Below are 26,303 nucleotides of genomic sequence, written 5' to 3'. Positions count from 1 at the left end.
GGCTTCGGTTTCGTCGCGCTCGAAGCGATGCGGGCGCACAAGCCGATCGTGGCGTTCGCCGTCGGCGCCTTGCCCGAGATTATCGAGGATGGCGTGACCGGACTGCTCTGTTCGCCGGTCGAGGCAGAGGCGCTGGTCGTCGGTCTCAGACGTGCGCTGCATGCGCCTCTGCAGGCGATGGGAGAGGCTGGCCATGAACGGTTCCGGCGCTTCTTTCTGGTCGACGCCATGCAGGAGAAGATCCAGGATATTTATCGCGAAGCCTGTGCAGCAACCGCGCCGGCGGGGGACGCACAGGAACGCGGTCGCCGGCTCGACCGGGCTTCGGGGTAACTTCCATGCTCGTCATGCGCGAACATGGATGGCCTGACCGAGCTGCCTCTACCCTCGCCTCGGGAGGTTTCGGCCAGCATGGTTAGCGAAATTCAGGACCGGCAGGACCTTTGCAAGGTAGCAAAATCGGCCGGCGCGCCGAATTTCGATGAAATTTTTGGATAATGACCCAGTGGCATGTATGCCACATGCTTCTCGGCTCGCCCTGAACGGCAGAGATTGTGATGGTTTGAGAACAATTTGACTGATATGAGCGGCGATCAGAGCTGCTGTGAGTTGAGGAATGGGTGTGAGTACATCTAGGCCGGACGAGATATTGGTGATCGAAGGCCGCGGCTTGCGTCGCAGGCATGTTGTGATCGCCCTCGCATTACTGATGCCCGGCTGCGCAGGTTTCACGCCACAGGACGCGCCGAACGGCCAGTCCGTCCAGTCCAGCGCACAAGTTTCCGCCCTGTCCGATGAACGGGTCAATTACGCGCTCGTTTCGATGTCGCCAGACCTCGTTCGTGCGACCAATACGGTTACGGCCGCGTCGCTGGGTTCGATGTCGAGTCTCGGTGGCGGTCGTGGTGGCGGCGACGTGACGATCGGCATCGGCGACATCGTCAGCGTGACGATTTTTGAAGCCGCCTCCGGTGGCTTGTTCATTCCGCGCGAGGCGGGGTCGCGATCGGGCAATTTCGTGGACATCCCCCGTCAGCAGGTCGATCAGTCGGGGAGCATCACCGTTCCCTATGCCGGAACGATTCGCGTAGCGGGCATGACGGCGAGGGCCGTTTCTGGCGTGATCCGGGACCGTATCAAGGACCGCGCAATCGATCCGCAGGCCGTAGTTTCGGTGGCGGAGCAGCGCGGCAACCAGATCAGCATCCTCGGTGATGTCAGCGCTCCGCTGCGTTTCGCCATCGATCCCGGCGGAATTCGCCTGCTCGGTGCGATCGCGCGCGCAGGCGGCCCGCGTTCGCCCGCCTATGAAACGGTCGTGACGGTCAAGCGCGGCACCCGCATGGTCCGGCAGATGCTGAGCGACATCATCAAGAAGCCGTCGGACGATGTCTTTATGTCGCCGGGCGACGTGATCTATCTGTCGCGGGAGCCGCGTTTCTTCCTCGTCTTTGGCTCGACGCCTTCGCCGGGCTCGATCGGCGGTACGAATAACCGGCGTTTCAGCTTCGAAAACGATCGCATGACGCTGGCAGAGGCGATCGCGAAGGCCGGTGGCCTTGATGGTTCCCGCGCCAACTCCAAGGCAGTGTATGTCTTGCGGGCGGAAGCGCGCACTTTGCTGGAGCGCGGTGGCATAGATACCTCGACCTTGGCGGGAGAGAGGATCCCCACGGTCTACGGCGTCGATTTCAGCAAGCCGGATGGTCTCTTCCTCGCCAATTCCTTCCAGGTCCGTGACCGGGATGTGATCTTTGTGTCGGAAGCGCCGTCCATCGAGTTGATCAAGATGCTGAACGTTATCAGCCCGATTACCTCCAGCGCGGCCAATATCGACTCCATCGGACGCTGAGTCCGCATCGGACTGCGATCGGTAGGCCTTCGCCGATCTCTGCCGCTTGGGCGTCATACCGTTGCCGCCTGCGGCGTTCATGATCGTCGGAAGCGCGAAGGGGATCGGTTTTTTGCTGGATTTTCTTCGCAGATGCAGCAAAATTGCGTATGCATTCGCTTACGGTGAAAACTCATGAGAACGGCTATCGCCCACGACTGGTTGCCAGTTTACAGCGGGGCTGAACAAGTAGTCTCACGGATCATGGATGTTGTCGGTCCGTCTGATTTGTTCACACTTTTTGACTTCCTCTCTGATTCGGACAGGAAAAGGCTCGGCGCTGCCAATATAAATGTTAGTCACCTCAGTAAATTGCCTTTTGTCGAAAAATTTTACCGTTACTCGTTCCCGCTGTGCCCGAACGCGATCGAGAGCTTCGATCTCTCGCCTTACGATCTGGTGATCTCGTCATCTGCCGCATTTGCGAAGGGTGTAATCATTCACCCGCACCAGAAGCACATCGCTTATATCCACACGCCGGCCCGCTACGCCTGGGACCAGACGTTCGAGTATCTAGCGAAGACGCGTTTCAGCAAGTTCCCGTTCGGTCCTTTTCTCGCGCACAGCCTGCACCGACTGCGGTTGTGGGATGCGAGGACGGCTCATGGTCCAGATGTCTTCATCGCAAACTCGACCATCGTGAAGCGGCGGATTGAGCAGATCTACGGCCGCCAATCCATCGTCATTCATCCGCCCGTCGATACGCAGCAGTTTCCCCTGTGCGAGGAGAAGGACGACTATTACGTCGTCGCATCACGCCTCGTGCCCTATAAGCGCATCGACCTGATCGTCGATGCCTTCTCCCGCCTGCCGAACAAGCGGCTTCTGGTCGTCGGTGACGGCCCGGACAAGCAGAGGCTGATGACCGGCGCCACTCCGAACGTGGAATTCAGGGGCCATGTCCCGCGCCGGGAACTCGTCGAGACCATTCGCCGCGCCAAGGCATTCATTTTCGCGGGCTGTGAAGATTTCGGCATCGTGATGGCGGAAGCTCTCGCCGCCGGAACGCCTGTAATCGCCTATCGTCGCGGCGGTGCAGCGGATATCGTCACGCCACTCGGGCAGGAGAAACCGACGGGAATTCTCTTCGATCGCCAGGACCAGGCCACCGTCGTCGAGGCTATCCAGCAATTCGAGGCGAATAAAGCGAGCATCCACGCTGCGGATTGCCATATGAAAGCGCAGGCGTTTTCCGTCGCCGCCTTCCAGAGTCGCTTCCAAAATCTGATCGATGCCGTCATGGCTCCGACGTTCACGCGTGGCGCGTTCGAGGAGGCCAGCAGGGCAGGCCCAGCAAGGTCGGTGGCGCCCGTCAGTCTCAGGGCGCGCACGGGCGTCGAGGCGCTGGAGCCCGTAGGTTAGCGTTGGCGGCCAAGGGGGGAAGGTCCTGAGCGTATTTGCAAAGATCGGCATGGACCTGCAGGCCTATGCCCGCGCCGAGCGTTGCGAGCCGAAGCTGTCGTTTCGGCTGCGCATGTTTCTGGTCACTCCAGGCTTCCAGTTTGTGCTGTCGCACCGGTTGCAGGAAGGGCTCGTCGCCATTCCGTTCGTCGGGCGGATCGCTCGCCGTTTGGTCTGGTGGTTGACCTGTCTGGTCTTCGGTGCGGAGATCGCCATGGCCGCGACGATAGAGGGTGGGCTGTATATCCCGCACCCCTATGGAATCGTGATTGGCCGCTCTAGAATCGGTCGGAACGTTTCGATCATGCAAAACGTCACGGTGGGGACGAAGAGCGTCTGGGAGCTCGCCGTTCCGGAGGTTGGAGACGATGTGGTGCTCGGGGCGGGGGCCGTCGTCCTGGGCCAGGTCTCGCTCGGCAACGGAAGCGCGCTCGGCGCGAATGCCGTAGTATTGTCCGATTTGCCTGCGGGCAGTGTGGCGGTGGGGGTTCCCGCTCGGGTCGTCGCCACGCGCGAGGGCTTCTGACGGGCGGCGCGGCTTCAGGGATTCGAAACGCGGCGCAGGCGCATGCGGAAGCCGGAACCGGACAGGCGTTGCTGGATGAAACGCCGCAGCCTCAGCTCGATCAACGCGTAACTCGCTGCCGAAGCGAGCAGGCTTGCAGCCACCCCTGCGATCGCGAAGCCGGCGATGCCCATCCAGGGGTCGACGCCCATTGCGATCAGTCGTTTGAGCAGCATCAGCAGGGCGAAGAGCGCGAAGGGGTGGACGAGGTAGAGGCTGTAGCTGATCTTGCCGACGAACTGGAGCGGCGCGGTCCCGAGAAAGCGCGCAAACCCGCTCTGCGGCGACAGAACCAGCGCGAAGATCAGTGCGGCCGGAATCAGCCCGGCTGCAGGCGCGACATATTCGCAGAGGTAATACATCAGAGCGAGGCAGAGGGCTCCGAGGATCAGGCCGGGCGCTCCGGGCAAGGCGAGCCTGACGGGGAGCGATGCCATCAGCATCCCGAGCGCGAAATAGACGATACGCGGAAAAAACCAAGCGAGCCCCAACCCCAGAACGGCCAGCAGCGCGGCGACCACCCAGTTGCGGCGCACGGCAGCCATAAACAGCAGCGCAAACCAGACGTAGAACGCCCATTCATAGGTGAGCGTCCAGGCATTTTGCTGGGCGATCGGGTCTCCGACGAGATCCTGAAGGAAAAACAGGTTGGTGAAGAAAAGCCGGACATAGGCGAGCGGATCGAGCCCCGCGAAGAACTTGTATCCGACGAAAGGGCCGATCACGAAGACGATGAGGTGGAGGATCACGAAGACCGGCATGATCCTGAGAGCCCGATCATAGAAGAACTTCGACAAGGCGCCGTGGCGAACGAGGCTCGCCGGAATCAGGTAGCCGCTGATGATGAAGAAGAGTTCGACGCCGCGGCCGCCGGCCGATAGGGAATCGCGAGCCCATTGCGGAAACTCGGCCGGCACGAGCCCCAGCAGATAGGGCATCGCGTAGATATGCGTCGCGACCACGCTGAGCGCCGCGAGGCCGCGCAGGCCCTGTATCGCCGGAATGAAGCCGGTGTCCGGTGCCTTGAAAAGATTTCGCAGGCGGACCGAGGCATCCGCGATGCCCATACGATCTCCGGTCATTCGGCCGGCCTCAACGACATCGACGGCGGTACGGGAGGCCGACGCAGCCGCATTGGCGTGCCGCTCGTGAAGCGGCCGGTCTGAGAACGAGCGAACACATCGCTGAAGATGAAGCCCATCATCAGCAGGCCACTCGCCGGTCCGTAGGCCAAAATGGTGACGGTAAAAATATTCATGACGAAGCAGACCGTCAATTTATCTATATTTGTGCTCACACGAAGGGATTTTATCGCGAGAACCATAAATACGAGAAATATCGGGCCAAACATCAAATAGGTTCCGATGTAAAAATTATCGACCGCTACATAGTATTTGCCCATTTCGGGTGAAAAAAGATTTTGTGGATAGTTGAAGCAACCTAGGCCGCACCCGCTGATGTATCCGATCGGCATGAAGTCGTACATGTATACGAAGGGTTTCTGCCAGCTGTTGTTGATCCTGTCCCACATGCTGAAGAGGCCGGGCGAGGCTTTTGTCAGATCGACGCCGGAGAACAGCACGATCAGCACGATCGGAATGAGGATGCAGCCGAAAGAGCTGATGGCCATGAGGCGCAGCGTCTTGAATCTCTGAATCTCGGGCAGAATGCGAATAAACAGCACGGCGCAGATGAAGATCGCCATGACGCCGAGACTGGTCTTGTTCGTCGTCATCTTGATCGTCCACAGGCCGATCGCTCCCCAGACGATGACCCACCACAACCTGCTGCGCGTTGCCGTGAAGACGAAGGTGATCAGGATAAAATAGCTCGCCATCGTGCTATCGGCGGCAAAGCCGGCGAGGCGCAATTCGGCCTGCGACCACCACAGCCTGCCTGCCTGCCTGGTCGCGCCGAAGGATTCGTAGGCGAAGCCGACCCACGGGAACTGAATGAATTTCGAGGCGAGGACGCCGAGGATAGAGAGGAAAAACAGCGCCTTGATCAGCGGCATGAGCCAGGGCGTGTCATCGATGTTGCGCTGGCAGAAGCAGAAGCCCACGAAGATCGGCGCGAACATCTTGAACGAGGACGACAGTCCGGCAACGGTTCCGAGGAAGATGTAGCCGATGATCAGCGCAACGATGGTGTAGAGAAAGACGATCGTCGCGATAATGCTCCTGCCCTGCAGGCAGTAGCGGTAGACGAAGGTCGCCATGCAGGCGATGGCGAAGATATCGGGGAAGAACCAGAGCGGATCGAGGCGCAGGACGTTCAGATAATAGCGCCCGGCTCCGGCGAAGGCGTCGCGCGTGAAATAAAGGCCGACGGCGATCGCCTCGATATTCCAGAGACTGCGCTCGGGAGCCGAGGCAACCGGGACCGAAAGCGCCGCATTGCGAGAATGTCGCTGAAACGCGCTTGCTGCCGACTGCGCCACTATGATCTTCCGTCGTTCTTGCTCAAGGGGCTGGCCGATGACGAAGCGCCGTCGTGGCCGGCATACTACACCATATGGGCGCGGCAATTCTACGGCATCGGCCACCGCCAGCTCGCCTGCACCTTCGAGGGTGGCCGCTTGCACGCCATCGCGGCAACGATTAAGCCACGGCGGCTGCTCGTGAACGGTATGATATGCATCTTGCCGGGAAGAGAGCCTCGGGCTTTCGGTCGAGGCTCGTTTGTATGTTCAACGAGATGGCTTGGCACATGAGGCTCCGGAACGTTGCATATCGCGGTTCGGATGCGCTTTTTCTCGCCATCGTCGCGCTCGCTCCGCTCCCTTTCGGGCTGACGGCGCCGTTGCCGCTGGCCATCGTATGTCTCGGCCTGGCGCTCAGTCTTTCAACCGCCAATTTCCGTCATGTCGCCATGCCCCATCTCCGTGGCGTTTGGCCGGTCATTGCGACGGTAGCCATCTATCTGTCGGTGGCCGCGTTGCAGCATGTCGCGGGCGGTGTGCGCCTCCTTCCGGCGGCGCCGGTCTGGGCGGAGGCCGAGGCGGCGTTCGGGTTTCCGTTACCGGCGCATGCGACCTGGTCGCTCTCCCGATTCTGGGAAGCGATCGGCGCCCCGATTGTCGCATTGCTCGTGCTGATCCGGGCGACCATTCTGAGCACGAGGCGGGACGGTGCGCTCAAACTCTTCGCCACTGTAGCCGTTGCGGGAGCGGCCTATGCGATCTACGGGGTCATCGCGCATCTCACCGCGCCCGAACTGCTGCTCTGGCGACCGAAGACGGCCTATCTCGACGCGGTGACCGGCCCCTTCGTGAACCGCAATACGGCGGCGACCTATTGGGGCAGCTGCGCAGTCATCTGCTTCGCGATGGCCGTCGACGGGATGGGCGGCAAAGGCTGGAGAGCGCGGAGGGGCCTCGAAGTTTCTGTGCGAGCGGCTCTGGCCTGGTCCGGTCTTGCGGTGTGTTTGCTTGCGCTGGCAATGACGGGCTCTCGGGCTGGTGCGGCCTTGACGCTCGCTGCGTTGATGATTGTAGCGGCCATGCTCTGGGCACGAGAAAGCCAGGGCATGCGCTGGTCCTTTCGCCGCGTCGGCCTTGCGGCCGCGTCGCTTTCAGCCGTCGTGCTCGTTCTCGGAGGCGCCACCCTGGCCCGGGTGAGAACATACGGTATTTATGACGAGCAGCGTGCGATCGCTTATGGCGACAGCCTGGCCATGATCGTGGCGCATCCGTGGTTGGGGATCGGTGTCGGTGCCTTCGCGGATGTCTTTCCGCGCTTCCGTTCTGCGGATCTGGGCAGCAGCGGAATCTGGGACCGGGTCCACAGCACTCCGCTGGAGATCGCCGTCGAGGCGGGGTTGCCGGTAACCACGTTGATCGTCGCGACTTGTATGTTTCTTGTGCACCAATTATTAAGAGGTTGCTTCCAAAGGCGTAGAGATCGGTTTTTCCCGGTCGCGGCGTTGGGATGTATGTGGCTCGGCGTTGCGCATTCCTGCATCGATTTTTCGCTGCAGATACCCGGATATGCGGTGGTTTTCGCCGCGATTATCGGGTTAGGGCTCGCGCAGTCCGTGTCGACGCGTTTGACGGGCAACGGGGTAGCGGGTGAACATTGAAATGAAGCGTTTCTCCGCTGCCGCTAGCCTGCTCGTCCTGATCGCGCTCGTGCCTTCATACGCATTCGCCCAGCAAGGGAATGGTGCCTGCGGCAATGCGCCGGACGTGACGGCTGAGCGCGCTGCGACTTTCCTGGGCCAGCCGGCCGCGCTTCTCGGCCAGTATCGCGACGTCGCGGGCAGCCTTTCGGCTGCGGTCAGGGATCTCACCATCTCGCGCCCCGAAACTCTCAGTGGAATGGCGTCGCTCGCCAACGATGCTTCGCCGGATCAGTTGCGGGCGATCGGAGCCGGTCTGGGCACTGCTGCCGCAGTCTGCGCCTTGACACAGCCCAATACGGCCTTGCGCATCCAGGAGGCAGTGCTGGCGACGAACAAGCCCGACGTGGTCAACGCTTATACGAGCATCGTCGGAGACGTGGCGACCGAAGCAATTCCGGGGCTGCCCGCGACCGGCGAGACGACGGCCGGCGGCGCGCGCTCGCAGCAGACCACCGGGAGCTCGAGCGGCGCCCTGGCGAGCGCCACGCCCAATTCCTTCTTCGGCGTCGTCGGCAATGCGAGCCGGCAGTCGAACGTGTCGCTTCTGGCGATCAGCCCGAGCAATTGACGCGCCGGGCACGCGCTAGCGTTTCAAGGTTTGACGAAACGCGCATATGCGCTCGGGCTTAGGTCCGTTCGGCATTCATGAGCCTTGTCTTCAGAATGCGTCACGCGGCCTGTCGGAGGCACGATCCGGCGCGGGCCTCGATCGAGCTGAAACGAGTTTCTAACCAGTTTCACGATCGGCGGCCCATCGGCCGCAAAACCACATCGATATCCGCAATTTTACGCAATTGCTGAACGCGAATATGAGTGAATCGATGTCATACCCCGCTTGAATAAAGCACGGGGGTACCCATGAAAAACGCAGTTCTCGGCATCGCGCTTGGCTTGGCGGTAACGGCTGGGGCAGCTCGGGCGGCGAATGTCGTCGAGCAGGCCTCGGCGCGCACCGACAGCGGGCGCATCGCGTCCTACAGCTTCACGCTTGCGCCGCTGCCGTTCGTGAAATTCTGCATGAACAATGCAACGGAGTGCCAGCCAGTCGCGGGCAGCGACGAACCAACCGCAGCAATGCTGGTTCGGATGGAGGAGATCAACCGCGAGGTCAATCGCGGGATTTCACCCAAGCGCAAGCCGACCGAACCCTTGCTCACCAACTGGACCGTCGCGCCCGGCACGGGCGACTGCAACGATTACGCCGTCACCAAGCGCCATCGGTTGATCGCCGCGGGGTGGCCTTCGAGCCGCGTTCTGTTGGCTGCGGTCGTGACCTCGGAAGGCCAGGGACACCTCGTCGTCGTCGCCCGCACGGCTGCCGGCGATCTGGTACTCGACAATTTGACCGATAGCGTAAAGGCCTGGAACAAGACGTCTTTCGACTGGATTTCGATGCAGTCCGAAGACAATCCGCGTTTCTGGGTCGCCGTCGGCGAGCGCGGGCGGTTGCGTCAGCAGCGCCTTCAGGCTCTGGCGGATGGAGCGTCCATTTCCCGGTGAGCGCATTCGAGGTCCGCGGGGCCGGCCATCGGCATGGAGACGCCCTCGGACCACGAAACTCCGGATAACCGGACGGAGCGATCGATTGGGCGAAACAGGTGATCCCGATCGCACCGGTTTCGGACCCGCCGGGCAAGTTCCGGCGTCTGGGAAGCTCGGGTCGTTGCCGACGTCGCTATCCTGTTCCGGACGGCCAGGAACTGAAATACTCGCCGATTCGCAGATGTCGCATTGAAAGCCGTACCGCGTCATCATGGTCTCCTTGAACGCGACGAGCCGTATCTGGCCCGTCCGCGCCGGGAGCCGACATCGCGAATGACTGGTTCCTGGACACTGTGCGGAAAGCGGATTGCAGGCCGTGGTGCAGGTTGATGTCGAGCTTGAGGCCGGGACGAAGATGCCGACGGCACTCCAGGTTGAATGCCCGTGGCGAGGTTGCCGTTGATGTCGTTGGCCGCGCTAGCGGGTGACCCTGCGCATCCTGATGGATTTTTCGAGGTTGCCCCCGGTCATTTCCAGATCGTCGCCTTCAAACAATCCGATGTAGCGGCGTGCACCGATGTCGAACGTCACCATGTGGCCGACGACGTTGCGGACGATGATGGCCTGTCTTTCGAAAGGCTTGTCGGGATCGGTATTGCCTTGCATGCGTTCGGTGTCGAGGAGGAGCATATGGTTCTCGCCACGCCAGAGGCCGTGCATGTAGGACAGGGGCGGCTCGGCAGCCGCGGCGTTCGTCGCGGCGATCGTGAAACCGAGCGCGATGGCCATCCGATAGCCCACTGATCCGCTCCTTCAATGCTCGCACAGTCGACCTGGTCGCATCGGACCAGAAGTCGTTTCAATCAACCGACCCCGGATGGCGTCGCGGGTTGCATCCTATGCCGGGTTTCATGCTGCATCCGGCCTACGACCGCGGGGATCTCCGGGCCGCTCGGCGGATGTTCAGTCTGGAATGGGGCCGGCCGGTGATTCTGGTCAAGGGCCTGCCAGTTACGAGCCTACACGAAACCACTGCGGAGCTTGCGAGCGCGAGGGGGTGGCGTTGAAGTAGGCGCGCAAGCGCGTCCAGAATACCTGCCGCCGCAGAGGGAGCAATATGTCCATCTTTGTCGGTCGCCTGGTCGCTGCAACGCTTGGTGCCGCAGCCTTCTCGCGAGCCCCAAGCCTCTGCATCTCCAGTCAGGCCACGGTCGGGCGGCGCCGGAGATACCAGAGCGCGAAGGCGCCGGAGAGCGCGAGTTGGCCGGCCACGAGCAGGTACGGCCAGTCGAAGCTGCCGGTCCGGTTCGCGATCACGGCAAAGATGAGGGGGCCGCAGATCGAGCCGACGAAGCCGAACAGGCTCGCGCTCGAGGTCACGTCGCCGATGAGGGCGGGCGGCGAGACCCGCGCAAGCTCGGCCATGTGCACGCCGTTCCACCCCATCGAGGTCGATCCGACCAGGGCCATGCAGAGATAGATCAGCCAGGGGCTCGTGCCGGCTGTGCCGATCAGCAGGGCGATGGTCGCGCCCGCAGCCAGCGCCAGCAGGCAGAGCAATGTCAGGCCGCTTCCCATCCGGTCCGCCAGCCAACCGAAGAAGATGCGCGCGATCGTGCTGGCCACGAGCAGGATCGCGACGAGATGCCCGGCTTCGGCCAGGGTCTTGCCGTGCCGGGTCACCATATAGGTCGCGGTGAAGGCGGTGATGCAGGCCTGCGTGATCGAGAAGGAGACGCCGAGCGCCGCCAGCATCGGCAGGGAGGTGTGGGAACTCAGCACGCGGGCCGATCGCGAAAGCGACGAGCGCGACAGGAACATGCGTGCCCAGGCCCGGTTCTGCCTGCCCTTTTCCGCATCGAGGCTTCGGCGGAAGGGTTGCACCAGCAACGCGCTCAACAGGACGATCGCGATCATGGCCTGGATCGCGCCGATGAAGCCGAAGCCCAGAACCATCGGCGCCACGGCAAAGCCCGCGATGGCGCCGCCGAGCGGGACGCCGGCCTGCTTGATCGAGAAGACGAGCGTCCGGTGATCGGCAGGCGCCGTGCGCATCAGGATCTGGCTGCCGGCCGGCGTGTTGGGTGCAAGCCCGAGCCCCAGCAGCAGGGCGCCGACAAGGCCGAGCGATGCTAAGGGCTGCGAGAGCAGCAGCAGCCCCGCCGCGACGAAAACCAGGCCGATCTGCAGCGCACGCACCGGCCCGTGATGGTCGAGCATCGGATTGCCGCAGGCCAGGAACCAGCAGATGCCGGTCGAGACCACCGCCGAGACATAGCCGATGCTCTCGGGTGCAAGGCCCCAGCGCAGGGTCAGAAGCGGGCCGAGAAGCGGGGTGGCGGCCGCGGCGAACGAGCTCACGACCTGGACGAGGAGCGTGGCGCTTAGCGCGCTTCCCCACAAAGGCAGCTTCAAGGCGGTTCCCCCGATCCCGTCGCCGCGCGCCTGTCCCGCTTCTGGAGGCGAGCGGTTGAGAGCGGCGGCGTCGGACACGTTCTTCCGGCACGGGCCGCGAACGGTCGAGATGGATTGATGGGCTGGCGGGCTTGCGCCAGGAGCATGCGGCCCGTCAGGGGGCCGGCGGCTCGATCAGCACCAGCCTCTTGCCAGCCTGGACCGTGTCGCCCGGCCGGCAGGCGATATCGGCGACCAAGCCGCCGATACCGGCCGGGAGCGAGGTGAAGAGCTTCATCGATTCCAGCACGACGACGACCTGTCCGGCTTCGACCGTGTCGCCCGGCGCGACGCGGACTTCGGCCACCACGCCCGGCATCGGCGCGAGGATCGCCCCGGAACCGGCTCCCCCGCTGCCGGTTGCCGCTGCGGGCCGTGCCTCGCTGCCGATGCCGATGGCGAAGGTCTCGCCCTCGAGCGTCAGCCGGACACGCTCGCCGGTTGCGGCATGGCTGCCGCGCAGGACCCTGTCGGCGAAGGTCAGTTCGAAGGTCTCGGCGCTCACGCGCAAGGCCAGCTCGATCTCGCCGTCCGCGTCCAGAACGATCCGCCGCCCGTCCGGTAGCAACCGGACCTCCAGCTTGGTCGCGCCATCCTCTTCCTCGGAGATCAGGCGGCTCGTCGCCACGCCGCCGGCCGGCGCCAGCAGGCGGAAACCCGCGAGGCCGCTCCAGGCATCGATGCGCGGTCGCGCTTTCCCTTGCTGCTCCAGCCAGAGCAGGGCTGCGACGGCGCGCGCCAGACGCTGCGCTGGCCGCTTCGCAACCCAACCGTCGGGGAAGGCGTCCTCGATGAAGCGCGTCGTGGCCTTGCCCTCGGCGAAGAGCGGATGCTCGACCGCGTCGATCAGGAAGGGCAGGGTGGTCGCGGGGCCGAGAATGGCGAAATCGCGCAGGCCCGCCGCCAGCCGCGCGCAGGCCACGGCGCGGTCCGGCCCGGCCGCGATCGCCTTGGCCAGCAGCGAGTCGTAGAATAGCGTCACCTCGGAGCCCGTCCGCACGCCGCTGTCGACGCGGATCGAGGCCGGTTCGGCATAGCCCTCGATCCGGCCGGTATCCGGTCGAAAACCCTGGTCGGCGCGTTCGGCAGTGATGCGGGCTTCGATCGCGTGCCCACTCTCGCGGATCTCGGGCTGCAAGGCCGGCAGCCTCTCGCCCGCGGCGATCCGGATCTGCCACTCGACGAGGTCGTAGCCGGTGATCGCCTCGGTGACGGGATGCTCGACCTGTAGGCGCGTGTTCATTTCGAGGAACCACGGCTCGTCGAAACCGTCCTCCAGGATGAACTCGACCGTGCCGAGATTATCGTAGCCGATGGCCCGGGCGAGCGCGACGCCGCGCTCCAGCAGCTTCGCCCGGATCGCCGGGGCGAGATTCGGCGCCGGCGCCTCTTCCAGCACCTTCTGGTTGTTGCGCTGGACCGAGCAGTCGCGCTCGAACAGGTGCACGACATTGCCGTGCCTATCGCCAGCGACCTGCACTTCGAGATGGCGCGGGCGCATCACTAGCTTCTCGATCAGCAGGGCAGGGTCTCCGAAGGCGGCCTGGGCCTCTGCGCGCGCCATTTCGAGCGCCGGCACCAGTTCCTCTGCCGCAAACACGCGGCGCATGCCCTTGCCGCCGCCGCCGGCCGAAGCCTTGATCATCACGGGATAGCCGATCCGCGCCGCGGCATCCGTGAGCGCGGCATTCGATTGGTCGTCGCCGGCATAGCCGGGCACGCTTGGAACGCCGGCCTTCTCGGCGATCAGCTTCGAGCCGATCTTCGGCCCCATCGCGGTGATGCACTCGGCGGAGGGGCCGACGAAGATGCGCCCGGCCTGCCGGCAGAGCAGCGGCAGGTCCGGCTTCTCGGAGAGGAAGCCGTATCCCGGATGGATCGAGTCCGCACCGCTGCGCGCGGCGGCCTCCATGATCGCCTCCGCCCGCAGATAGCTGTCGCGTGCGGCGGCGGGGCCGATGCGGACGGCCTCGTCTGCGAAGGCGACATGCTGCGCATCGCGATCGGCATCGGAAAAGACGGCGACGGTGCGAATGCCGAGGCGTCGGCAAGTTCGCATGATCCGCACGGCGATTTCGCCGCGATTGGCAACCAGGAGAGAACCGATCATCGGGGTCACATCCGGTAGACGGGGCGATGCCCGGGCAGGTCGATCTCGCGCGCGGCAAGCGAGAGGCACAGGCCGATCACGTCGCGGGTTTGGGCCGGCTCGATGATGCCGTCGTCCCAGAGCCGGGCCGTGGCGTAATAAGGCGTGCTCTGCTCCTCGAACTGGCGGCGCGTCTCGCGGTCCAGCCTTTCGATATCCGCCTCATCGGCATTGCCGCGCGTCAGGCTTGAGCGCCGGAGCTCGGTCACCACGGTCGCGGCCACTTCCGGCGACATCGTCGCGATGCGCGCATTCGGCCAGGCGAACAGGAAGCGCGGCTGGAAACCCCGGCCGCACATGCCGTAATTGCCGGCGCCATACGAACCGCCGATGATCACGGTATAGCGCGGCACGCGCGCATTCGAGACGGCATAGACCAGCTTGGCCGAGTGCTTGGCGATGCCGCTGCGCTCGGCCTCGGTGCCGACCATGAAGCCGGTGATGTTCTGCAGGAACAGCAGCGGGATGCGGCGCTGGTCGCAGAGTTCGATGAAATGCGCGCCCTTCAGCGCGCTATCGGAGAACAGCACGCCGTTATTGGCGATGATGCCGACGGGCTGGCCGTGGATATGGGCGAAGCCGGTGACCAGCGTCGCGCCGAAATCCGGCTTGAAGGCATCGAAGACGCTGCCGTCGACCATGCGGGCGATGACCTCGCGCACGTCGAAGGGCTGTTTCAGGTCGGTTCCGACGATGGCGTCGATCTCGGCGGGGTCGTAGAGCGGTGCCGTAACGGCGCGCGTGGGGATGCGCGGCGGCGCCGGCCAGTTGAGCGCGCCGACGATGTCGCGAACCTTCGCGATCGCCTCATGCTCATCCTCGGCGAGATAGTCGCTGACGCCGGAGACCTGCGTATGCATCTCGGCGCCGCCCAGCGTCTCGCCATCGACGATCTCGTTGATTGCGGCTTTGACGATCGGCGGCCCGCCGAGATGGATGCGGCCGGTGCCGCGCACCATCACGACCTCGTCGGAGAGCGCGGGGATATAGGCGCCGCCAGCCGTGCAGCCGCCGAACACCGCCGAGATCTGCGGCAGCCCGGCCGCCGACATCCGGCATTGCTGCAGGAAGGCGCCGCCGAAATGATCGCGATCGGGGAAGACGCGGTCCTGCTCCGGCAGGAAGGCGCCGCCGCAATCGACGAGATAGACACAAGGCAAGCGGTTCTCGAAGGCGATCTCCTGCGCCCGCAGGTGCTTCTTGACCGTCTCGTGGAAGAAGGAGCCGCCCTTCACCGTCGCGTCATTGGCGATGATCATGCAGGGCGTGCCCGCGACGACCCCAATGCCGGTGACGATGCCGGCGCCCGGCACCTCATTGCCATAGAGCTCCCAGGCCGCGAGCGGGGAGAGTTCGAGGAAGGGCGAGAGCGGGTCGACCAGGAGATCGATGCGTTCGCGCACCGGGATCTTGCCACGCTCGCGATGGCGCGCCTGCAGCTTCTCGCCGCCACCGGCCAGCACGCGCGCATGGCGTTCCCGCAAGGTCTGGATCAGCGCCCCATAGGCGGTCCGCTTCTGCTGCTGCTCGGCTCCCATGCCGACCCTGCTTTCGATGACCGGCATGCGTGGCGAGCCTCCCCGGACATGCCCGCGGCTTGCCCGCCGGCAGGATGTTGATGATTACCTACCTGCCGGTAGGCAGTTGAGCAAGGAGAATCGACCTGGCCATCGCGGGAGCGGCTTCGGGGGCCGGGGCGGGCTGCCGTCAGAGCGCCATGATCCGCGGATCAGAGTGGGGGCGTCCGTCGCGCTTCAGGCGCGTGCTTGCGGGAGCCGGCATTTGTCATCCTGACATGTGCGTGTCGATCGATTGATATCAAGCTATTCGAGGGGCGCCACGCTCCTTGGCCTCGCCAGAGGGCGCCGAAGCCCCATTGCAAAGGAGACGACCATGAAGATCGTGACCAGCCTGAGTTTCCGGGGGGACTGCCGGGCGGCCTTCGAGTTCTACGCCAAGGTCCTCGGCGGCAAGATCACCGCCGCCATGCCTTATGGCGACGCGCCGCCCGGCATGCCGATCACCGACGAAAAGTACAAGACCTGGCTGATGCATTGTTGGCTGGAGGTCGGCGACCAGGCGTTGATGGGCGCCGACATGGACACGCCTTGGGCCTCGAATATCGACAAGCCCAAGAACGGCTTCGACGTCACCCTGCATACCAACGACAAGGCCCAAGGCCAGCGCTGGTACGATCAGTTGTCCGAGGGCGGCCGGGCCGCCATGCCGTTCGGCGAGACCTTCTGGTCGCCCGGCTTCGGCTCGCTCGTCGACAAGTTCGGCATTCCCTGGATGATCAACACCATTCCTGCTGCCGACTGGAAGCCGGCGCAAGGCTGAGCAGCCGGGGCAATCCCCGAGAGGCGCTTCGCAGCGCCTCTCACACGCGCTTGTAGATATCCTGGAGGCGCACGATGTCGTCTTCACCCAGATAGGAGCCGACCTGAACCTCGATCAGCTCGAGCGGGATCTTGCCGGGATTGGCCATGCGATGCACGCAGCCGATCGGCAGATAGATCGACTCCGTCTCGTGCACGATGATGGTCTCGTCGTTACGGGTCACTTCGGCCGTGCCGCGGACCACGACCCAGTGCTCGGCGCGATGGTAGTGCTTCTGCAGCGAGAGGACGCCGCCCGGCTTCACGGTGATGCGCTTGACCTGGTAGCGCGCGCCCATGTCGACCGAGAGATATTTCCCCCAGGGGCGCTGGATCTCGCGATGGGCTCCGGCTTCCGACTCGCCATGGGCCGTGATCAGCGCCACCATCTGCTTGACCTTGTCGGATTGCTCCCGCGGCGTCACCAGAACGGCGTCGCGCGTCGAGATGACCGCGATGTCGTCGAGGCCGATCACGGCGACGAGCGCATCCTCCGACCGCACGAGATTGTTCGCGCCGTTGAGAACGTAGCCGCGCCCCTCGATGGCGTTGCCGTCCGCGTCCTTCTCGGAAAGATCCCATACCGCGGACCAGCCGCCGACATCCGACCAACCGAAATTGCCGGCGACGACGGCGGCCTTCTGCGTGCGCTCCATCACCGCATAGTCGATCGAGATGGTCTTGGCCCGGCTGAAGGCCGTGGCCTCGAGACGCAGGAAGTCGAGATCGGGTTCCGCTTTGGCCACGGCCTCTGAGACCGGAGTCAGGACGTCCGGCTCGAAGGTCCCAAGCTCCGTCCGCATGGTGGCCGCGTCGAAAATGAAATTGCCGGAATTCCAGAAATAGCCGTCGAGCAGATACTGTGCCGCGCGCGCGGCGTCGGGCTTCTCGACGAAGGCGGCGATCTGGCGAGCGCCGTCGCCGATCTCTTCACCGGGCCGGATATAGCCGTAGCCCGTGGCCGGCGCTGTCGGGGGAATGCCGATCGTGACGATACGGCCTTGCTGCGCCACGAGCCCAGCCTGGCGGCAGGTTTCGACGAAGAGCGTCCCGTTCTGGACGACGTGATCGGCGGCGAAAACGCCGACGAGAGCGGCCGGGTCGCGCGCAAGAGCGAGTTCGGTCGCGGCTGCCACCGCTGCCGCCGAATCGCGGCGCACCGGTTCGAGCACGATCTGGGCGCTCACGCCGCAGGCTTGAAGCTGCTCCTGAACCGTGAAGCGATATTCGACATTGGTGATGACGATCGCGGGCGCGAAGACCTCGGCGTCCGAAAGGAGCTTGATGGCCCGCTGGAAGGTGGAGGCGCCGCCGAACAGCGAAATGAACTGCTTCGGCATCGTGTCGCGGGATACCGGCCACAGGCGGGTTCCGGCGCCGCCGCACATCACGATCGGGATAATCTTCGAAGGCATGGGCTATAAACCTGCGCAGCTCTTTGTGGCGAACGTTCAATAAAGCATATCGAGCGGCCGCTCCATGACAAAAAGGCGCGTGCTGATCCGTCTTTTCAGGAGCAGGCCTCACGATGCCGGCAGGAGCGTACTCCGCGACGCTACGCGATAGGACGGCCATGATGAAGCTGTCCGGGGCATTCCGGATCAGGCGGAGCAGATCGCATGAAAGTCCCGGCATGGCGGCCCATGCCGGGATGTCCTCTCGGAGGGTGGCGCCATCGCGTCAGACGAGCAGAAAGGACTGCTCCAGCACGTTGCGGGAATCGAGGCCGAGCTGGACGTCGAACTGGCCGCTCTCGACCACTTCCTTCAGGTCGCCATTGATGAACTTGAGCTGGTCGGGACCGATCTCGAAGCGCACGACTCGGGCTTCGCCCGGCTTCAGCGTCACCTTCTGGAAGCCCTTGAGCTCCTTCACCGGCCGCGCGATCGAGGCATAGGGGTCGGCGATGTAGAGCTGCACGACATTGGCGCCCGCGAAGCTGCCGGTATTGGTCAGCGTCGCCTCCGCCGTCAGCTTCTCGCCGCGCTTGATGCGGCTGGCGGAGAGCTTGAGGTCGGTCAGGGTGAACGTGCTGAAGCTGAGCCCGAAGCCGAACGGGTAGAGCGCACCTTGCTCCTCCTCGAAATATTGCGAGGTGTAGTTGCCGGGCTTGCCCGGCGTGTAGGGGCGCCCGATCCGCAGAGCGTTGTAATAGGTCGGAATCTGGCCGGCCGAGCGCGGGAAGCTGATCGGCAGCTTGGCCGCGGGGTTGTGGTCGCCGAACAGGATGTCGGCAATGGCGTTGCCACCCTCGGTGCCGGCATACCAGGTCTCCAGCAGCGCGTCGGCATTGTCCTTTTCCCAGCCGATCGCGAGCGGGCGGCCGTTCATTAAGAGGACCACGAGCGGCTTGCCCGTCGCCTTCAGCGCCTGCAGCAGCTTGCGCTGCGAGCCCGGCATCTCGATCGTGACGCGGCTCGACGACTCGTGCGACATGCCACGGACCTCGCCGACGACGGCGATCACCACATCGGCCTGGTTGGCGGCGGCGACCGCCTCGTCGATCATGACATCGAGCGGACGCGGGTCCTGGATGACCTCGGGCTTGTCCCAGTTCAGGAAGTTCAGGTAGTCGACGATCTTCTGGTCGTCGAGCACGTTGCAGCCGCGCGCGACGATGAGCTTCGCCTTGTCGCCGATCGCCTTCTCGATGCCGGCCTTGACCGTGACGGCCTGCTCGGCGACGCCCTGCGCCGACCAGCTCCCGAGGATGTCGAGCCCGGAATCGGCCAGCGGCCCGACGAGCGCGATCGTGCCTTGCTTCTTCAGCGGCAGGGTCTGGTTGCGGTTCTCCAGCAGCACGATGCTGTCGCGGGCGATCTCGCGCGCCGGCTCGCGATGCAGCCGGTCGTTGGAACGGACGTCGACCGGATCGTCCTCAGCCTTGCCCATGCGAACGAAGGGATTGGCGAACAGGCCCATGTCGTATTTGGCGCCGAGCACCTCGCGCACGCAGGCGTCGAGCTCGGCCATCTTGATCTCGCCGGAGGCGATCAGGCCGGGCACCTCGGCGAGATAGACCTGATCGGCCATGCTGAGGTCGATGCCGGCCTTGATCGCGAGCTTGGCGGCTTCGCGATTGTCGCGGGCGACGCCATGGCGCGTCAGCTCCGTGATCGCGCCATGGTCGCTGACGGTGACGCCCTTGAAGCCCCATTGCTTGCGCAAGAGCTCCTGCATCAGCCAGGTGTTGGAGGTCGCCGGCACGCCGTTGACCGAGTTCAGCGCCACCATGACGCCGCCGGAGCCGGTGTCGATCGCCGCCTTGTAGGGCGGCAGATAGACTTGGTGCATGCGCAGCGGGCTCATGTCGACCGTGTTGTAGTCGCGCCCGCCCTCGACCGCGCCATACAGCGCGAAATGCTTGACCGCCGCCATGATGGTGTCGGGCTGGTCGGGCGATGTGCCCTGGAAGCCGCGCACGCTGGCCCGGGCGCATTCGCTGACGAGATAGGGGTCCTCGCCGAAGCCCTCGGAGGTGCGGCCCCAGCGCGGATCGTGGCTGATGTCGACCATCGGCGCGAAGGTCATGTCGACGCCGTCATTGCAGGCCTCGACCGCCGAGACGCGAGCCATGCGCTCGATCACGGCCATGTCGAAGCTCGACGCGAGGCCGAGCGGGATCGGAAAGGTCGTGCGGTGGCCGTGCACCACGTCATAGGCGAAGAACAGCGGGATCTTCAGGCGCGAGCGCTTGACGGCGGCTTCCTGCATCGGCCGGTTGTCGCGACGGACGACCGTGTTGAACGAGCCGGAGATGCGCCCTGCGGCGATCTCCTCGACGATCTTAGCGAAGGGCATCTCCGGGCCGATGCTGATCAGGCGCAACTGCCCGACCTTCTCGTCGACGGTCATCTGCGCGATCAGCTTGTCGACGAAGGCCTTCTTCGTCGCGGCCCGAGGTGCGGGGGCGGCCGCCGGCTTCGTCTTGGCCGCTGCCGGAAGCGCCGCCATTCCGGCGACGAAGGCGGCCGAGGCCATGGCACTGAGCGCCTGCCGGCGGGACAGGCCTGCAGCGGCTCCTTCAGGGGACACCGTCTCCAGTCCTTCGACGACCGGCGCAGCGTTCTTATGATCCATGCTGAGTTCGTTCACTTGAGATAGAGAGGAAGGCTGGATGAGGGCGGCGAAGGGTCGCGCGGGAGCGGTCCGGGGAGAACGCGCTCATTCCTTGACCCTCGTGGCGATGATGGGCATTTGTGCTCGAGTGCGCCGCTGCCGATGTAGGACGGGCGCGCTCCGTCCCGCGACGCCAACCTTTAAGGAGCTCGTTTGAACTTGTCGACCCGTTCCGCTGGCGGGGGCCCCATCGCGGCCCGGCTTTCCTCCCCGACCCAGGGCCTTCTGGCGCGGGTCCTGGCCAGCTGTGGAATAGACCGGGGCAGGCCCGGCTTAGCGCGGCTCGGCCTGATGCTCGGCTGGCTCGTTGCGGCGGCATTGGCCGCGCCGCCGGCCTTCGCGCAGCAGCGGCCTCAATTTGGGCTCGACGATGTGGTCGCCAAGGCGAAGGCGCTGTCGGATACGGCTTATGTCGCGCCGGTCAGCAACCTGCCCGACGTCTTCAGCAAGATGCAGTTCGCGGACTACCAGAAGATGCAGCCGAAGCGCGAGCGCTTCGCCTGGATGGAATACAAGACGCCGTTCAAGCTGGCCTTCTACCACCAGGGCATGCAGTTCAACACGCCGGTGAAGATCAGCGAGATCGTCGACGGCGCCGCTCATGAAATCCCCTACGACGCAGGCCGCTTCGACTTCGCCGACCTGCATTTCGATCGCGAGGCGACCAGCAAGCTCGGCTGGGCCGGCTTCCGCGTGGTCTACCCGATCAACCAGGCGGGCAAGCTCGACGAGATCATGAGCGTGCTCGGCGCGAGCTATTTCCGTGTCATCGGCAAGAACCAGATCTACGGCTTGTCCGGGCGCGGGCTGGCGATCGATACCGGCCTGCCGATCGCCGAGGAATTCCCCGCTTTCCGCGAATTTTGGCTGCGCCGTCCCAAGCCCAAGGACAAGCACCTGACCTTCTACGCGCTGATGGATTCGGTGCGCGCCTCCGGTGCCTACGAGTTCACGTTGACGCCTGGCTCGGATGCAGTCCTCAGCGTCAAGGCCCGCGTCTTCCTGCGCCAGGGTGCCTCGCCGACGACGCTCGGCATCGCGCCCTTGACCAGCATGTTCCTGTACGGTCCGCAGCAGCCGTCGCCGACCCCGAATTTCCGCCCCGCGATCCATGATTCGAACGGCCTCGCCGTCCGCACCGGCAATGGCGAATGGATCTGGCGCCCCCTCGTCAATCCGTCCATGGTCGCGATCAGCGATATCCCGGCGGAGAACCCGAAGGGCTTCGGCCTGCTCCAGCGCGGGCGCGACTTCTCGCGCTACGAGGACCTGAAGGACCGCTACGACCTGCGCCCGAGCGCCTGGATCGAGCCAACCAACGACTGGGGCAAGGGCAATGTCCGCCTCGTCGAGATTCCGACCGCCGACGAGACCAACGACAATATCGTCACGCTCTGGGTGCCCGACAGCAGGCCGCCTTTTGGCGAGCCGATGCGCTTCGACTATCGCATGCACTGGACCATGGACGAGCCGGCGCTGATGAAGGGCGACGTCTCCCATGTCTGGCAGACGATGCGCGCGGCCGGCGAGATCTACCAATCCAACCTGATCCGCGCCGGCGACGGCACGCTGGCCTTCCTGGTCGATTTCAAGGGCCCCTCGCTGCGCAAGCTGCCGAAGGACGCCCGCCCAACCGCGGTGGTCTCGGCCAACGACAATGTCGAGATCGTCGGCACCGAATTGCAGCCCAACCCCGCCATCCAGGGCTGGCGCCTGATCTACCGGATCAAGGTCAGGAACCCCGCCGTCTCGTCCGATCTCGACGCGGTGCTGAAGCTCGGCGACCGCACGCTGACCGAGACCTGGAAGTTCCGGCTGCCGCCGACCCAGACGGCGACGGACAAGGAGACCTATCTCAATCGCTTCAAGGCGATGGAATAGGCAGCCGGCGCTTCTCGCCCCGTCGACAGCGAGCGCCCGAGCCTGATCATCAGGCGCTCGACCGTGCGATAGACGAGCCAGGATAGCGCCAGCGTCAGGCCGATGCAGGCGAGCATCGTGACGACGTCGCCACGCTCTCCGGTCAGCGGCAGGATGCGATAGACGGCGGCGTTGACCGGCCCGTGGAACAGATACATCGCGTAGCTGATCAGCCCGATCCGGGCGAGCAGGGCGGAACGGGGCCGCTGCAGCCGGACTGCTGCCAGGAAGACCGCGAAGGCAAGCAGGTAGGCAGTGAGGACGGGCGCGAGCCCTTCCACGATGAAATGGTCGCCGCGCGCCAGCGAGAACGATGCGACCGAAATCACGGCGACAAGCTGCGCGAGGCCGAGAACCGAAACCGCAAGCCAGGCGCCCGTCCTGCGCTCGACCAGCCAGAGCCGCAGCAGCAGCCCGAGGAACAGGAACGACAGGTGCAGGCCGAGATACTGCACCGGCAGCGCGACGAACCCATGCGTGCGCAATTGCACGGGCAGCACGGTCGCGGCGATCAGGCCGAGGCTGAGCGCAAGCAGGGTGGCTACGTTTCGCAGCAGCCCGGTCGCGAACAGCAGCGCGGCGAGCCCGTAGAAGACGAGCTCGACGAACAGCGTCCAGTAGATCGGCGAAAGCCAGGGCTGGCCGAAGAGCGGCGGCGCCATCGTCATGTTGGCGAGCACGACCGCCACGGACGGCCGGTCGCCGGAAAGCCAGGCCGTCGCGGTGAGCACGGCCAATGCCAGCCATAAGGCTGGATAAAGCCTGAACAGCCGCGAGATCGCGAAATGCCGCAGCGGCCGTTCGCCGTCGATGCTGAACGGCACCACGAATCCGCTGATCAGGAAGAACAGCGCCACGCCGAACCGGCCGAGGCTCAGGGTCTCGATGACGGGCCGGGCAAGCGTATTCATCGGGCCCGTCGCGGAGGGAAGCTGCCGCAGCAGGTCGCCGAACAGATGCTCGACCATCACCCCAAGCGCGGCGATCGCCCGCAATCCGTCGAGATAGGCATGGCGCTGCCGGGTCATGCCGGCCTCACCGCAGGCCGAGCGCGCGCAGCGTCGCCGCATCGAAGCCAGGCCCGGTTTCGCCTTCGGCGAGCGCGAAGCCGCCGATTCCGGCATAGGTCCAGGCGGCCCAGGCGAAGCTCTGCGCTTCGGCGAGCTCACGCATGTCGCGCAGCCAGCGTTCGCGGGCGGCTGCGCCCTCGGGCGTGTCCATGTAAGCCGTCCTGTGAACGCCGAACTCTCCGAGCAGGACGGCATGGGCGGGCAGTCCCTCAGCGAGGCGCCACGCATTCACCTGATGAAAACGCGTCTCAAGGCTCGAGCGCTCGAAGCCGGCATAGCGCGCGAGCGTGCGTTTCGCCTTGTCGGCCTCATCCAGCGCCGCGCCGTCGAGCCCGAGGCTGGCGATGCGCTGCCGGGTTGCAGCCACCATCGCATCGGACGAAGGCGGCGCCGGATAGGGGATCGCATCAAGCGCATGGGCCGGGCTGCCGCGCACGCCCTGATGGGTGAACTGCCAGGGCGCGTAGTCGTGATAGGTGTAGAGCAGGCGCGCGTCCCCCGCGAAGGGTCGCGTATCGATCGCCGTCAGCGCGGACGCGGAATTCATCGACCCGCCGCCCAACACCAGCGGCAGCCTGGCCGAGCCTTTGCGGGCGGCCCGGTAGCTGGCTTCGAGCATGGGTTGCCAAGCGGCCTGCGGCACCTCCGGCTCGTTCATCAGCTCGAAGGCGAGCCGCGGAAACCCGGGGCCTGCCCTGCTTTCGGCAAGCGCTTCGAGAAGGCCCGCAAGGCGTTGCTGCAGCGCGAGCACGGCGCGGAAAGCCGGAGCATCGATGCCTGCGGTCAAGGCGGCCGGCCGATATACCGGATTCATCGCGCTCGGATGCAGATCGACGATCACGCCGAGATCGGCATCGAGCAGAGTCCGGACCGTGCCGATCAGAAGGTCGTCGAGCCGGTCCCGCGCTGTCCCCTGCAAGTCGAGAAAAGGGCCGACATCGACGGCCAGGCGCACGAAATCGAAGCCTGCGGTGCGGATCGCCTGCCGCTGGGCTGCATCGAAGCGGAAGCGCGGTGCCGCGAAGGGCGCATCGCCGTAGCTGCCGTCGCTGCGCACCTCGGCCCAGCCCATGGCGTGCGAGACGCCGATTCCGCGGCGGAACAGCGGGATGTCCCTGCCGGATCGGCTCGCAGCCCTTACGGGCCCGAGCGTTGCGAGCCCTGCCAGTCCGGCGAGGACGGAGCGGCGGCTCGTCACTGCGAGAGCTCCGGGCTCTCGGCCTTGCCCGGATACCGCGCCGTGAGCGCGCCATCGAGGATGGCCATGTCGGCCTGGCCCGCGAAGGGCGCGGACAGGCCGCGGAGCGAGGCCTCGCGCAAGGCGGGGGCGACCATCCGCGACGGCACGAAGCGGACATCGCTCCAGCCCGCGTCTCCGATGTCGCGGATGTAATCGGCAGGGCGTTTCCGGTTCGGCTGCCCTGGAAAGGCGAAGAGCCGGTAGAGCGGTTCGGGATAGCGATAGATGTTGTTGGGATCCTGCTCCCGGATCCAGCGCGAATGCGTCTGCAGGTCGATGATATGGACGGCTTCGCACCCCGGGCGTGCGACCTGCGTCATGGCAGCAATGGCGGTTGCGGGATTGTCGTAATGCTCGAAGGCCGCGCAACTGACGATCAGATCGAACATCCGCCCCTCGGCGAGACGCGGGATGTCGAAATCACGGCCGACGGCATAGCCGAAGGCGCGGGAGCCCGGCGTGCCGGCCAGCGCCAGCGCGCGTGCCCGGTCGGCCGCGCTGCCGTCTGGGAACTGCTCCAGCAGCCGCTCGTAGAATGCCGGATCTTCGCCGCCCGCGAGATCGAACACGTCGATCGCGTGATAGGAGCGGGCGCCGAGCGCGAGGAAGAGCACGCCGTTCCCGCGCGAGGCACCGGGACTGAGCTCCAGCACGTCCCGCCCGCGAAGATCGAAATCCGGCGGCATGAAGCGGCGCAGCGACGCGAAGATGTCGAGGAGATAGGCGATCTGCCCGTCCGGATCGGATTTCGCCACGGTGTTGGGCGTGCTGTAGCCGTTGAGCCTGTTCTTGCACCAGGCCAGGCCGAGGAAGCCGAGGCCGAGCACGGTCATTTCGAGTTTTCTCAGCGCAAGCTTCATCCTCAACCTCCCAGCTCGATATGTTTCGCGGGGCCGGTGCCGCGCTGAGGGACACGGCCCGGCCGCCAGCCGAGAAGCGCGCTCTCGTAGACATCCATGGTGCGGTCGACGATCGCGTCCCAGCCGAAGGAACCGAGGATCTGCGCGGCGCGCGCCGCACTCTCGGCCGGGGCGGGGGCGGCCAGTTTCGCCCGCATCGCCTCCGCCAGCCGGTCCACCGCGCCCAGCGGGAAATAGCCGCCCGGCCCGAGATCGACCGCGAGATTGGCGTCGATGTCGCTGGCGAGGCAGGGCACGCCGTAGCTGAGCGCTTCGAGCAGGACCATCGGCATACCCTCATGGCTCGACGGCAGGACGAACAGCGCGGCGTGCCGGTAGAGCTGGGACAGGGCTTCGCCGCGCTGGAAGCCGGCCATCACCACGCCGGGCGTCGCCGCGGCGGCCGCTTCGACCGCGCGTTGATAGGCGCCGGCATGATCGGCCGCCCCGGCGATGACGAGCTTGAGCTCGGGATCGGCCAGGCGCGCGAAGGCCTCGATCAGGTCGAGATGCCGCTTCTCCTCGACGATCCTGCCGACGGACAGGACATAGCGCTGCGGCCGGACCTGGATGCGGTCGAGATAGGACGTGTCGGGATCGGCTTGTACAGGGC

The 26,303-nt window shown here is 65.0% G+C and carries 21 protein-coding genes; 9 read left to right on the top strand and 12 right to left on the bottom strand.

What is annotated here, in order from left to right:
* The 4 genes from JHD80_RS20585 to epsC form a co-directional block, all read left to right on the top strand.
* On the top strand, positions 1-333 hold a 333-nt coding region (locus tag JHD80_RS20585), incomplete at its 5' end, for a glycosyltransferase (RefSeq protein WP_199091305.1).
* Between the two features lie 319 nt (positions 334-652).
* Positions 653-1,852, top strand: a complete 1,200-nt coding sequence (locus tag JHD80_RS20580; protein WP_349237314.1) for a polysaccharide biosynthesis/export family protein — start codon at positions 653-655, stop codon at positions 1,850-1,852.
* Positions 1,853-2,026: 174 nt separating this feature from the next.
* Positions 2,027-3,253 (top strand): glycosyltransferase, encoded by a 1,227-nt coding sequence (locus JHD80_RS20575; RefSeq protein WP_199091301.1) that lies wholly within the window; start codon positions 2,027-2,029, stop codon positions 3,251-3,253.
* 49 nt (positions 3,254-3,302) lie between these two features.
* Entirely contained in the window at positions 3,303-3,818 is a 516-nt protein-coding gene (epsC, locus tag JHD80_RS20570; protein ID WP_199091299.1) for a serine O-acetyltransferase EpsC, read from the top strand.
* A 14-nt stretch (positions 3,819-3,832) separates the two neighbouring features.
* On the opposite strand, the gene JHD80_RS20565 is transcribed toward epsC, so the two are convergent.
* Together JHD80_RS20565 and JHD80_RS20560 are read right to left on the bottom strand one after the other, a co-directional pair.
* Entirely contained in the window at positions 3,833-4,939 is a 1,107-nt protein-coding gene (locus tag JHD80_RS20565) for an acyltransferase family protein (RefSeq protein WP_248311688.1), read from the bottom strand.
* The gene (locus JHD80_RS20560; protein WP_199091297.1) at positions 4,936-6,441 is read right to left on the bottom strand and encodes a hypothetical protein; all 1,506 of its coding nucleotides are present in this window, start codon (positions 6,439-6,441) and stop codon (positions 4,936-4,938) included. The genes JHD80_RS20565 and JHD80_RS20560 overlap by 4 nt, the downstream gene beginning before the upstream one ends.
* A 101-nt stretch (positions 6,442-6,542) precedes the next feature.
* Here JHD80_RS20560 and JHD80_RS20555 point away from each other — a divergent pair, with 101 nt between their 5' ends.
* The 3 genes from JHD80_RS20555 to JHD80_RS20545 all read left to right on the top strand — a co-directional run bounded on the left by JHD80_RS20555 (position 6,543) and on the right by JHD80_RS20545 (position 9,479).
* Entirely contained in the window at positions 6,543-7,937 is a 1,395-nt protein-coding gene (locus tag JHD80_RS20555; protein ID WP_199091295.1) for an O-antigen ligase family protein, read from the top strand.
* Between the two features lies 1 nt (position 7,938).
* Complete coding sequence (locus JHD80_RS20550; protein ID WP_199091293.1) at positions 7,939-8,547, top strand: hypothetical protein; 609 nt, start codon at positions 7,939-7,941, stop codon at positions 8,545-8,547.
* A 290-nt stretch (positions 8,548-8,837) separates the two neighbouring features.
* On the top strand, positions 8,838-9,479 hold the full coding sequence (locus JHD80_RS20545) for a transglutaminase-like cysteine peptidase (protein ID WP_199091292.1): 642 nt from the start codon (positions 8,838-8,840) through the stop codon (positions 9,477-9,479).
* Between the two features lie 459 nt (positions 9,480-9,938).
* On the opposite strand, the gene JHD80_RS20540 is transcribed toward JHD80_RS20545, so the two are convergent.
* From JHD80_RS20540 to JHD80_RS20525, 4 genes are all read right to left on the bottom strand, one after another.
* A complete protein-coding gene (locus tag JHD80_RS20540) occupies positions 9,939-10,250 on the bottom strand; it encodes a hypothetical protein (RefSeq protein WP_199091290.1) in 312 nt (103 codons plus the stop codon).
* A gap of 411 nt (positions 10,251-10,661) precedes the next feature.
* Positions 10,662-11,876, bottom strand: a complete 1,215-nt coding sequence (locus tag JHD80_RS20535; protein ID WP_199091288.1) for an MFS transporter — start codon at positions 11,874-11,876, stop codon at positions 10,662-10,664.
* A 154-nt stretch (positions 11,877-12,030) separates the two neighbouring features.
* Positions 12,031-14,025, bottom strand: coding sequence for an ATP-binding protein (locus JHD80_RS20530; protein ID WP_199091286.1), 1,995 nt, complete (start codon positions 14,023-14,025; stop codon positions 12,031-12,033).
* Between the two features lie 5 nt (positions 14,026-14,030).
* Positions 14,031-15,629: an acyl-CoA carboxylase subunit beta gene (locus JHD80_RS20525; protein ID WP_199091284.1), complete on the bottom strand. Its 1,599-nt coding sequence runs from the start codon at positions 15,627-15,629 to the stop codon at positions 14,031-14,033.
* Between the two features lie 328 nt (positions 15,630-15,957).
* On the opposite strand from JHD80_RS20525, the gene JHD80_RS20520 reads away from it, so the two are divergent.
* The gene (locus JHD80_RS20520) at positions 15,958-16,404 is read left to right on the top strand and encodes a VOC family protein (protein ID WP_199091283.1); all 447 of its coding nucleotides are present in this window, start codon (positions 15,958-15,960) and stop codon (positions 16,402-16,404) included.
* Positions 16,405-16,444: 40 nt separating this feature from the next.
* Here JHD80_RS20520 and JHD80_RS20515 read toward each other — a convergent pair whose 3' ends face one another.
* On the bottom strand, positions 16,445-17,857 hold the full coding sequence (locus tag JHD80_RS20515; protein ID WP_199091281.1) for a mannose-1-phosphate guanylyltransferase/mannose-6-phosphate isomerase: 1,413 nt from the start codon (positions 17,855-17,857) through the stop codon (positions 16,445-16,447).
* 265 nt (positions 17,858-18,122) lie between these two features.
* The gene (bglX, locus tag JHD80_RS20510) at positions 18,123-20,522 is read right to left on the bottom strand and encodes a beta-glucosidase BglX (RefSeq protein ID WP_199091279.1); all 2,400 of its coding nucleotides are present in this window, start codon (positions 20,520-20,522) and stop codon (positions 18,123-18,125) included.
* A gap of 330 nt (positions 20,523-20,852) precedes the next feature.
* Between bglX and JHD80_RS20505 the strand changes: the two genes are divergently transcribed.
* The gene (locus JHD80_RS20505) at positions 20,853-22,442 is read left to right on the top strand and encodes a glucan biosynthesis protein G (protein ID WP_199091277.1); all 1,590 of its coding nucleotides are present in this window, start codon (positions 20,853-20,855) and stop codon (positions 22,440-22,442) included.
* On the opposite strand, the gene JHD80_RS20500 is transcribed toward JHD80_RS20505, so the two are convergent.
* The 4 genes from JHD80_RS20500 to JHD80_RS20485 form a co-directional block, all read right to left on the bottom strand.
* Entirely contained in the window at positions 22,412-23,509 is a 1,098-nt protein-coding gene (locus JHD80_RS20500) for an acyltransferase family protein (protein ID WP_199091275.1), read from the bottom strand. The two genes, JHD80_RS20505 and JHD80_RS20500, sit on opposite strands and share 31 nt — an antisense overlap.
* 7 nt (positions 23,510-23,516) lie before the next feature.
* The gene (locus tag JHD80_RS20495) at positions 23,517-24,749 is read right to left on the bottom strand and encodes a cellulase family glycosylhydrolase (RefSeq protein WP_199091273.1); all 1,233 of its coding nucleotides are present in this window, start codon (positions 24,747-24,749) and stop codon (positions 23,517-23,519) included.
* Positions 24,746-25,651, bottom strand: coding sequence for a methyltransferase domain-containing protein (locus tag JHD80_RS20490; protein WP_199091271.1), 906 nt, complete (start codon positions 25,649-25,651; stop codon positions 24,746-24,748). Before JHD80_RS20490 ends, JHD80_RS20495 begins: the two co-directional genes overlap by 4 nt.
* Before the next feature lie 2 nt (positions 25,652-25,653).
* Positions 25,654-26,303 (bottom strand): glycosyltransferase family 4 protein (locus tag JHD80_RS20485; protein ID WP_199091268.1); only part of this gene is annotated, 650 nt, incomplete at its 5' end.

This window comes from Allobosea sp. ASV33, assembly GCF_016428755.1.
GTDB lineage: Bacteria > Pseudomonadota > Alphaproteobacteria > Rhizobiales > Beijerinckiaceae > Allobosea.
The sequence above is the reverse complement of the archived record's forward strand: the minus strand, read 5'-3'. Positions and strand labels throughout refer to the sequence as shown.